This is a genomic window from Bacillus cereus group sp. BfR-BA-01360 (genome assembly GCF_022663595.1).
Taxonomy (GTDB): domain Bacteria; phylum Bacillota; class Bacilli; order Bacillales; family Bacillaceae_G; genus Bacillus_A; species Bacillus_A cytotoxicus.
Map to the genome: position 1 here is coordinate 338,061 of NZ_JAKUFV010000002.1, position 10,108 is coordinate 348,168.

Consider the following 10,108-nt stretch of genomic DNA (forward strand, 5'->3'; position numbering starts at 1 on the left):
TTCTTTTAACAATATTTTAAAATATCATTCCTTTCAAACTTCCCGTTTTTCAGTTTTATACGAGCGAAACTTAATAACACTCCCTCTTACATTTTAAGCAGAAATAATTTGCAAATTGTGCATACTAAAAAAGCTGTTGAGATTGCTCTCAACAGCTTTTTACTCTAGTTATCTGAATGATTAACACTCGCCAATGCGATAATACCTTCTTCATCATCTAATTCAAGCTGTAGTCTTGCTGCGTAAGGATTGAGATTGTACTCTCGATCTAGCCATAGACGAAGCGCTTCAATTAAATTCGCTTGGATTAAAATTTGCTGACGACCGTTTACTTCTACTTCAGCGGAGAATCCATAGTCATCATCGTACATCAGTTCAACTAAAACAGCTTCAGGAGCAACTTGTCTTTTTTCAGCAATGTATACACATAGTGCATTAATTAGCTCCTGTTCAGAAATCTTTAACCTCTCCATGCTGTTTCCTCCGCTTGTTTCTTACGCTGATCTTTAAAATATTTAAATGCTCGAATCGCCAACATCACGATACCAGCCATTACTAACATATTTACCATGAACGCCAATATAGAACCAAGTGCGCCCATATTTGAGAATAGGCTTCCCATTAATAGCCCACCTAAACCACCAAGTAATAACCCTTTCATAAAGCTTCCTTTATTACTTTTGGGCGCTGTATTTGTAGCTTTCGTTTTTGTATCTGGATTTGTCTTTTGTGAATTTACGTTAGAATCTTTTTTGTTTAAATTCACTTTTGACTTTTGTCCAGAACTTGGTGTAAATGACTTTTTACCAGATTTGTAACTTTTCGCTGCTGCATGATCTACAAAAACAAAGCTACTAGCTCCAAAGATCACCATGAATGCAGTCATTACTGAAACGAGTTTTTTCAACATAGTATATCCATTCTCCTTTTACTATAGATATATGTGAAATCTATCTTTCTTGAAAATAAGAATGATAGATTTATTTTAAACTCATATAAAGAGTTCTTATGAACTTATTATATGAACTTTTCTTGAAATAAGCAAGTTATTTACTTAATATTTTGTAGAACAAAGGAAAAATGAAACAAAATGGAATTGACTTTGCATAAAACAACACATATTATAAGGTCATAAGAACTTTTATAATTTTGGAGGTGAAAAGATGGAAACATTTCATCTCACACGAAACGAAATGGCAGCACTCCTCCTTTCTTTAAGAGGATGGAACACAAAAAAGCCTCTTAGCATATTACAAGAAGCTTGGGCAAAATCACATAAAAAAGATATTGAAAGCGGACAAAGCGTAACTGCTTTTATCACAACCGCACTTTCACCTATTTTCGAAAAGTTGATAAAAATTGAAGATACTGATGTTGGCTTTTCTTTAAATGAAATCGTTGCACTTGGTAATCAAATTGAAAATACCAGTTTTTCTGTAACTGCAATGCAAAACTGGGTAAAACGCGATATAAAAGAAATGATTGGATCCCCGCAAAAGGGAAAAAAATACTCCATTGAGCAAGCTGCTTTGCTTTTCATTGTCGAAGATTTAAAAACAGCACTTGATTTTGAATCTATTCGGAAACTGCTTAGACTCATTGTCAATGATCCAGCAGACCGCAGCGATGATTTAATTAATCCCGTTCATTTATACGTTGCGTACTCTTCTTTATTTGAAGAGTTAAATCAAGGGAACTGTTTACAATTAAACGCAACGGACACTATCCATACAATTGAAAATATAGTAAAAGAGAAAGCTGACAAAATTGCCAGCCAATTTGATCAAATCAACAATGAACAGCGCGAAGCAATTCGTAACGCCATTATTATCGCGACGCTTTCTGTACATACTGCATATGTACAAATGTTAGCAAAACGATACGTTTCCGCAACATTGTTTTTACAAAACTTAGATGTAAAACCGTAAGCAGAGGAGCAAGATATACGCCTCTGCTTCTATGTATAGCAAAAACCCATTCAAATGTAAATAAAAATATCTGTATTCTCAGATTGAGCTCTAACCATTACTCTTCTCTTCCAAAAATAATTCATTCACGCTATCATAACGCCCTTCTCTTATCATTGTGACAAACCTATATTTCAAATAAAAAAATCATTTTAATAAAAAACTTACATAGTCTTAAATCTCTGAGGAAACATTACTAGTAGTACACTAAAAAAGGAGGGACGATTCCATGAAAAAGAAAAAGTATTTATTTGCTTTAATGGCTACTGTTATATCTTCAGGACTATTATTTGGTTGCAATAACGTGAAGGATGAACAAGAACCAGATCCAACCGAGGAACCTTCTGAACAACGAGAACAAGATGAAAGACAAAATAACAACCAATAATTTTTTTATCGTAATACAAAGCTAACCAATAACATGATGACTACATTGTCTATCTTCAACATGAATCAAATATGTACCCAACAAGTGTATTAAATATGCTATCATTGTTATGATTCGCTCTTCTAGCTCTTTATAAAGACCATACAAAAATAGGAGCAGAATTGCTCCTATTTTCTATTCATATTGCAGATGTATTTTTTTCTATGCAAAATCCTTCAGCGGAATTTTTAATAATTATATCAAACGCTCATGATACGGGTGCATGAATACTTCATACTGTATGCGACGTTCCTCATGAGATTGCCTTAAATATTCAATGTCCATCCCTCTTTCTGCAACATCTCGACTTGTCCTTCTCATAAGTTCTGTTTCTCCATCTGTATAAAAGTAAATTTTCAAATCAAATAGATCGGAATTAAGAAATGCGACACTCATTCCTTCTACAATCGTCACTTTACGATTCGAAGAAATGAATTCACGTTCCATATAATGCGTATCAATAGTATAGAAATCCAGTCCATCTCGAACCATTTGAACATCTCTTTCTAAAGATTCCAAATGATGTGCAGCTGGATGGCAAGCTGTCATTTTATAATGATGCTCTTTATTTTCATATGTATAATGAATGATTGCGTGCTTTCGAATACTCGAACTCACAATATATGGATCTGTATTAATATAGTTTACTTCTTTTGACATAAATTGCTCTTTCAGTTTATTCGCAAATGTCGTTTTTCCCGCAGCACCATGTCCTGCAATACCGATTACAACTCGTTTATCCTCTGTTCGAACCCAATTGATAATTTCTTGTGATAACTTCTCCATCTGAATTCCCCCATTTTAAACTGTTTCTATCAAAATTTTGACAAAAATTAGCTTATTACCAGTCCTATTTTTTCCGAACACAACTTCATACACATATACTAGGCCGAAAAATATTTATCACTAATCTACATATTTATACTCAAAGCGTAATAATGTATCCCCATTCTTCCTCCTATCATGCGTATACGTAAACCCTATCTTTTCTAACAAATTTCTTGACTTCATATTCTTCGTTTTAATTCGTGCCTTTAATGTAGTAAGCTTCAAATCATAAATAGCATATTGAATGGCTGCATAAGCTGCTTCAGTCGCATAACCTTTCCCCCAAAACTTCGGATTAAGCAAATACATAATCTCTACCTCTTCTGTTCCATCTATGTATCTTAATCCGCAATGCCCAAGTAATTCTCCGCTTATTTTATGAAATAAAAACCATACACCAAATCCATTCTGCTTCTAATGTGAAATGAGTTGATCAATATACTGCTCAGCTTCTTCTCGCAACATTCCCCTTGCGACTGCTAGCCACTTACCTACTTCCTCTTGTTTGACGATTTCATAGAACTCATCCCGATTTTCCATGCTTGGTCGTCTCATATATAGCCTCTTTGTTTCTATATCCTTCCTCATAAGTATATTTCCCCTTTTATCTGATAGATTAGTAAATTATACCATACTAACTCCTTCATCACTGCAATGAGAAAGTATATCTATAAATAAAAACAGACTATCGTATAAAACGAAGTCTGCTCTTTAAATCATAACCTTTACTTTTTAATATCGGTCCATTTTAAAGTTGTTGCTGGTCCAAATTGATGTACGTATAAATTCTTAACGTATGGCTTTTGTAAATACGATAATCCGTGCTGAAATACCGGTGCAATGACCGCATCTTCAAGCAACATTTTTTCCGCATCTTGCATTGCTTTCCAGCGTGCCTGTTCATCATTTCCTAACTCTAGTTTTATCTTTTTCAGTAATGCATCGTACTCTGGATTTGCATATCCCGTATTATTCACTCCATTTTCAGAAAGAAAAACCTCTAAATATGTCATGGGATCTGGATAATCTGGTAACCAACGTGATAATGACATTTCATATTCTTTCTTTTTCTCTAATGCTAGTTTTTGAGAATGAGGTTGTAACTTTACGTTTATCGTCAAACCTGGAAGATTCTTTTCAAGCTGCTCTTTAATGTACTCTCCAACTTTTTTAAAGTTTTCTAAATCGTAGTTTAACATCTCAATCGTAACTTCATTTGTTCCTGTTTCTTGTTTTGCTTTTTCCCAATATTCTTTCGCCTGTTTCACATTTGTTTTATTAATTTCCATCGTCGTTTCTCTAAAATCTTTATTATCTGAATCTAATAAGAAGCCACTTGGAATATAGTAATTGGCAGGTTCTGATCCGTCATTTAAAAAAGATGTAGCAAGATCCTTTTTATCAAAAGCCATACTTAAAGCTAGGCGTGCATGTTTATTTTTCAAAATCGGTACACTTTCATTAAAACGAAAGAAATACATAATAGGGTCCGTAAATTGTTTCAGTTCTTTATTGTTCTTATATTTATCAACAAATTCTGTTGAAATAACAGCTCGATCAATTTTATTTGTTTCATATAAATTCACGACAGTTGAAATGTCTTTTACAATTTGATAGTTGATTTCATCTAGTTTTACCTCTTTTTTATCCCAATATTGATTGTTCTTTTTCATAGTGAAACTTGCTTCATGTTTCCACTCCGATAATGTGAACGGGCCATTATATACAGTTTTATCAGCTTCTAAACCGTATTTCTCTCTTTGTTCCTTTGCATATTTTTCATGAATTGGATAAAAAGTTGGTAAACAAAGTAACTTCGTAAAGTACGGCACAGGATGCTCTAATTCTACAACAAAAGTTTTATTATCTATTGCTTTTACCCCTAGTTCGTCTAATCCTAATTGCTGTTTATTGATCTTTTCTGCATTTTTCACATCATACATAATATAAGCATATTGTGAAGCTGTTTCTGGATTGATCACTTGTTTCCATGCATAAACAAAATCATGTGCTGTGACAAGGTCTCCATTTGACCATTTTGCTTCACGCAAATGAAATGTATATCTTTTACCATCTTGACTCACTTCATAATTTTGAGCCATTCCTGCAATGACTTCATCATCTTTTGATAATCGAAATAGCCCTTCCATCACATTGTTTAAAACGTTAAACGAAATCGCATCTGTCACTTTTCCTGAGTTCAATGATGGGATTTCTCCTGTTTCCGTTAATTGTAATACTTTCTTCTCTTCTTTCGAATTCGTCGTTGATTGTTCTGCACTACAACCAACTAAAAAGGAAGAAGCCAGTAACATACTAATGAATGAAATACGAATAACCTGATTCATTTCCATCCTCCTATCATTTTTGATTATGGTAAATAACGCCGAGCTCCGGCATATTCTTCGATATATCCAGGTGTGTCTACCGGAATAATCTCAACCGTTCTTCCCGCTTTCGGAGAGTGAATCATCTTTCCATCCCCAATGTACATTCCTACATGATGAACATTTCCTTTTCCACCATCATGAGCAAAGAAAATTAAATCTCCTTTTTGTAACTGTTCTTTTTCTACCGCCATGCCAGCTTTTGACTGTGGGCCTGAATCACGCGGAATGGTAATACCATGTGATTGGTAAATCGTATGTGTAAATCCAGAGCAATCAAATCCAAATCCACTTGTACCAGCCCATATATATGGCAGTCCTAAAAATAATTTACCTGTATTCACTAAATCGTCCCCTGTTGGCGTCGGTATATCATTTTGTGAATGGTATACCGTACCATCTTTTTTACGTAACCAAGCTTTTTGACCATTTGGTAATAGAACACGATATGAAATGGTATCTTCGCTTACAAGTGGCAAACGTGTATTATAACTGACCTCTAACGATTTGTTTTTGTCGGAAGGATTGATATATAAGATGGCTGTAGGTTTTGTAATTAAAACAAAGGACTGATTTTTCTTATCCGCAAATTCTTGGTGATACGTTAGTTGTTTTTCTGGCATCCATCCTGGATAACCTTGTTCATTTCTTGGCGTCGGTTGTCCATGTACAATGACTTTCACCCATTCTTCTTGCCTTTCAATAACGGTTACTTCCTGCCCTAATAACGCTTGTGTTTCCAGCTTATTTGTATTTGTTAACCAAAGCTTTTCATCAAGTGTCATAGATTTCGTCCACTTCCATAGATCCACAGGATTGCTTGCGCTCGGCTCATCAATGGGACGAAGTAGATTCGGACCAGTCCATAGCGTTGCAGCGGCAACATCAATGAAAGCTGTATTTCCTATTCTTTCTTTCGCACTTACTGCTGAGAAAGATGAAAAGAGAAATAGACTTGTTAATAATGTAGTCCCCACTTTTTTCATACAAATCCTCCTTAAAAAAATCATTTGCTAGTTTATCATTCTTTGAAACAATAACTCTTCTAAAATTGTAAGTTTACCTTCGCTCCGCTATAACTGATTCCTTCTGGCTCTTCCATTAGCCATAACGGCGCATCAAGGTCAACATAATGAATATTCGGATGCGCAGCCGCTATATGCGCTGCGGCTGTTACAGAAAGCGATGATTCCATCATGCTGCCAATCATACATTTCACACCTGCCGCTTCTGCGACATCAGCAATTTTCCACGCCTGGCGTATCCCGCCACATTTCATTAATTTAATGTTTATGCAATCAACATAATGTCCTTGAACAAGCTTTAATGCATCTTCCGCTGAAAAAATACTTTCATCAGCCATAATTGGTATATATACATGATTCTTGACATATTTCAGTCCTTCCCAATCTTGCGCATGAACAGGCTGTTCGATAAATTCGATATTTACATTTCTCTTTTCCATTTCTTTAATAATGGAAACGGCCTCTTTCGGTTCCCATCCTTGATTGGCATCCAACCGAAGCGCAATATCCTTCGGTATGATATTTTTAATGGCCTCAATTCGCTCTAAATCTAACCGAGCGGATTGACCAACTTTAATCTTTAACGTTTGAAATCCTTTTTCCACATGCTTTTTCGCTTCTTTTGCCATCGATATAGGATCATCAACACTTACCGTAATATCTGTATAAATTTCCTTCTTTCCACCCAATAAGGCATAAAGCGGGATGTTATGAAATTGACAATACGCATCATATAAAGCAATATCTACTGCTGCCTTCGCGCTCGTATTTCCAATACAACTCTTTTGAACATATGATAATAAGGAATGAAGTTGCTCAATCTCTTTTCCTATTAAACTAGAGCGAATCGGTCCTAAAATCGCCTCTTCAATTCCACTTGCAAAATCACCTGTAATAACCGGAGTTGGAGCAGCAGCTCCTCTTCCTACCATTCCATTATCTATATGGAGAAAAACGTCAATACTTTCAATCTCTGTTACAGTGCGCAGCGCTGTTTTAAACGGAGTATGAAGTTCAATCAATCGGCGCTTTACCTTTACATCTATAATTTTCAAATTTCCCACCCTTTCCTCTTTGTCCAATAAAAAAATCCAGCCATAAGAAAAGCGTCTTACGGCTGGATTTTGTCTATGAAGAAGTAGACAAAGCAGCAATCTGATTATATTTTTTCTGTGCGTCCTTTAACGCTACAAGTAGTGCCTTTTGCGATGAGCCAAAATAACGCCCTTTAATTTCATCAGCTAGATGCGAATCGTTTATATTTTTATGTAAAAATAAATACTTTACAAACTGAGAAGTTAAGGCAATAGTTGCGGAGCAATCTGCATCTATAATTTCTCCTGTATCTCTCTCCAGTACGAATGCTACAAAATAACTTTTAAACTTTTCAGTAATCGGATTATTTTGAGGCGCTTTTGCATCCCCTACGATGTAGATCGTATTAGAAGCGTACACATGTATCTTCCTTTCTTATGCAAGGGTAGCATTTTTCTTAACAAGCGTATAAACTGTGAATCCATCGGTTAGTTGACCGAATTCCTCCTCTTGCATCAAGAGTTTTATTTTCCTGCTAATAAACATACATCTAATACTAATTAGATCCAAGACTTTGGCTAACACCAATCAAAATTCATCTCCCACCGGGCTAAGTCCTCACATTCATTGAAGATAGGAGACTTCTTTCGGAAATACGTTAAAAAAGAGTGTGCTTATTAAAATTATATATAATTAACAGAATTTTTACAATATTTTATCTCAAGAATTATTCAAACTGACCCCCTTTAGGAAAAATATAATTTATAGACGCACTTCATACTACTCTATATACAAGTAAAGTGTGAAACTTCAATCTTCCTTATATATGTAACAACTTACAGTACATCAACAGTAACAAAAAAACACTCAGCTCTCGCTAACTATTTTTTATGTACAATTATAATTATTCAGGTAATATGAAAATTGTTTCATCCGGCTTCGAAAAATGGTACTCTTTTCTTGCAAATTGCAAAATTTCTTCCTCATTATTTGTTAAATTTTCAACCTTTGCCTCTAAATACTCAGAATCTTTCTTTAAATATACAAGTTGTTTTTGTTGCTTTTCAACTATAACACGCTTCTTTTGAATCATTTCCTGTTGCTTTGTAAGTATATATTGCACATAAAGTGTTGAGGAGACAATAAATAGAAGTGCGAGAAGAAAACGCCTTATTTTTTTCTTATTTATAACTCGATATTCGTTAGACTGCGATTGATGTTGCATTGTATTAGGAACATTTACCTTTTTGAGTTTCCTCATCATTGAAATCCTCCTAACCCATTTTATTTTACTGCCTTCCATATGAGCTTGTATGATTCTAAATTCTCCTCATATAAAACAAGCTCCTCTATAAAAAAATCTCATTAATCAATCAATTCCAGATAGCTTTCGACGACATCTTTATATTTCAGCTGAATATTTTATTTTTTGTGCTGTAAAATTGTAGTTTACGCTACTTCATCCGTTACTTGTCAAATTATGCCTTCAAAAAACGAACAGCGGTAAAATTGCTATTATTTCTTGCTTTGATCATATTTTTGTATCAACATACTTTAATACAATTCGTTATATTCCGATAGAGAATGAAAAGCTTCTTTTTAGTTTACATAACACAATTATTTGAAGTCATATTCTTTTGTATTATTTTTTGAATTCATTTTTGCTTTTTGTGTATCTAAATCTAAAAAACAAAAATTGCAAATAAAAAGAAAAATCTTATTTTTGTTTTCAATCAAAAATAAGATTTTTCTTTTTATTTAAATTAATCTATAACAATTTTGTCTTCTTCCTTTCCCTGTCTCTTTCAGTACATACGACTTCGCAACAAGCGCTGTTAAGGAATCTGTTAATGTTTTATACGATAAATTAGATAGCGCCAATAAATCATTTGTATACAGCATCCTATGTTTTTCTAATAATAACAATATGAGCCGTTCAGAGGGCTTTAACATTTCATCACTTTCGAGTATAAAATCTATATTTTTCATAAAAACTTATATTTCCCCTTAATATAAAAACGAATATTTTCTATCAATTATTATAAAAATATTATATAACAAAAGTTCATTTATATCAAAATAGTTTTTCTTTACACTATAACTATATCAAACTAATATTGTATAAACTTCCTAATGTAACCTTCTACTAGAAAAGTTCTTTCTATTTTGTATTTTTTCATTTACACAAAATATTTTATACTCTCGATTAGCTTCACCATGATAATCAAATCTATCAGTATTTTTAATAACATATATAGTATTTCCTAACAAAAAGGCTCCGTAGATGAAGGAGGCCACTGAAAAACTTACGTTTTTCGGTTTATAAACCGGATACAAAACAAGAAAGGCGACTTTTCATTCAATTTTGAATGAAAAGTCGTCTTTCTCTTTATTCTTTTTTACTTTGTTTCTTTCATCAAGGTTAGGATTCGTTTTAAA

10 protein-coding genes and 2 pseudogenes are annotated in these 10,108 nt (G+C 33.8%); 2 read left to right on the plus strand and 10 right to left on the minus strand.

Annotated elements, in window-relative coordinates:
- Positions 1 to 164: 164 nt before the first annotated feature.
- Both MR056_RS03555 and MR056_RS03560 read right to left on the minus strand, forming a co-directional pair.
- Entirely contained in the window at positions 165 to 473 is a 309-nt protein-coding gene (locus MR056_RS03555) for a YxcD family protein (protein WP_012094407.1), read from the minus strand.
- Complete coding sequence (locus MR056_RS03560) at positions 461 to 910, minus strand: hypothetical protein (RefSeq protein WP_012094408.1); 450 nt, start codon at positions 908 to 910, stop codon at positions 461 to 463. Before MR056_RS03560 ends, MR056_RS03555 begins: the two co-directional genes overlap by 13 nt.
- 253 nt (positions 911 to 1,163) lie before the next feature.
- On the opposite strand from MR056_RS03560, the gene MR056_RS03565 reads away from it, so the two are divergent.
- Positions 1,164 to 1,928 carry a DUF1836 domain-containing protein gene (locus tag MR056_RS03565; protein ID WP_012094409.1) on the plus strand — a complete coding sequence of 255 codons (765 nt, stop codon included), beginning with the start codon at positions 1,164 to 1,166 and terminating at the stop codon, positions 1,926 to 1,928.
- A gap of 268 nt (positions 1,929 to 2,196) precedes the next feature.
- Positions 2,197 to 2,355: a hypothetical protein gene (locus MR056_RS03570; RefSeq protein WP_012094410.1), complete on the plus strand. Its 159-nt coding sequence runs from the start codon at positions 2,197 to 2,199 to the stop codon at positions 2,353 to 2,355.
- Between the two features lie 178 nt (positions 2,356 to 2,533).
- On the opposite strand, the pseudogene MR056_RS03575 reads toward MR056_RS03570, so the two are convergent.
- The 8 genes and pseudogenes from MR056_RS03575 to MR056_RS03610 form a co-directional block, all read right to left on the minus strand.
- Positions 2,534 to 3,180: pseudogene (locus MR056_RS03575) on the minus strand (uridine kinase family protein).
- Between the two features lie 120 nt (positions 3,181 to 3,300).
- A pseudogene (locus MR056_RS03580) lies at positions 3,301 to 3,810 on the minus strand (GNAT family N-acetyltransferase).
- Between the two features lie 137 nt (positions 3,811 to 3,947).
- Positions 3,948 to 5,570, minus strand: a complete 1,623-nt coding sequence (locus tag MR056_RS03585) for a peptide ABC transporter substrate-binding protein (protein WP_048723040.1) — start codon at positions 5,568 to 5,570, stop codon at positions 3,948 to 3,950.
- 23 nt (positions 5,571 to 5,593) lie between these two features.
- Complete coding sequence (locus MR056_RS03590; RefSeq protein WP_012094413.1) at positions 5,594 to 6,595, minus strand: C40 family peptidase; 1,002 nt, start codon at positions 6,593 to 6,595, stop codon at positions 5,594 to 5,596.
- Positions 6,596 to 6,654: 59 nt separating this feature from the next.
- Positions 6,655 to 7,689, minus strand: a complete 1,035-nt coding sequence (locus tag MR056_RS03595) for a dipeptide epimerase (RefSeq protein WP_048723107.1) — start codon at positions 7,687 to 7,689, stop codon at positions 6,655 to 6,657.
- Between the two features lie 73 nt (positions 7,690 to 7,762).
- Positions 7,763 to 8,089 carry a DUF3870 domain-containing protein gene (locus MR056_RS03600; RefSeq protein WP_048723041.1) on the minus strand — a complete coding sequence of 109 codons (327 nt, stop codon included), beginning with the start codon at positions 8,087 to 8,089 and terminating at the stop codon, positions 7,763 to 7,765.
- 484 nt (positions 8,090 to 8,573) lie between these two features.
- Positions 8,574 to 8,930, minus strand: a complete 357-nt coding sequence (locus MR056_RS03605; protein ID WP_048723108.1) for an FtsB family cell division protein — start codon at positions 8,928 to 8,930, stop codon at positions 8,574 to 8,576.
- Positions 8,931 to 9,427: 497 nt separating this feature from the next.
- On the minus strand, positions 9,428 to 9,658 hold the full coding sequence (locus tag MR056_RS03610) for a hypothetical protein (protein WP_012094417.1): 231 nt from the start codon (positions 9,656 to 9,658) through the stop codon (positions 9,428 to 9,430).
- Positions 9,659 to 10,108 lie beyond the last annotated feature (450 nt).

Coding starts and splice junctions, on each gene's coding strand:
- MR056_RS03590 (WP_012094413.1), bottom strand. CDS start 6,595: ATGAAAAAAGTGGGGACTACATTATTAACAAGTCTATTTCTCTTTTCA.
- MR056_RS03570 (WP_012094410.1), top strand. CDS start 2,197: ATGAAAAAGAAAAAGTATTTATTTGCTTTAATGGCTACTGTTATATCT.
- MR056_RS03565 (WP_012094409.1), top strand. CDS start 1,164: ATGGAAACATTTCATCTCACACGAAACGAAATGGCAGCACTCCTCCTT.
- MR056_RS03610 (WP_012094417.1), bottom strand. CDS start 9,658: ATGAAAAATATAGATTTTATACTCGAAAGTGATGAAATGTTAAAGCCC.
- MR056_RS03605 (WP_048723108.1), bottom strand. CDS start 8,930: ATGAGGAAACTCAAAAAGGTAAATGTTCCTAATACAATGCAACATCAA.
- MR056_RS03560 (WP_012094408.1), bottom strand. CDS start 910: ATGTTGAAAAAACTCGTTTCAGTAATGACTGCATTCATGGTGATCTTT.
- MR056_RS03555 (WP_012094407.1), bottom strand. CDS start 473: ATGGAGAGGTTAAAGATTTCTGAACAGGAGCTAATTAATGCACTATGT.
- MR056_RS03585 (WP_048723040.1), bottom strand. CDS start 5,570: ATGAATCAGGTTATTCGTATTTCATTCATTAGTATGTTACTGGCTTCT.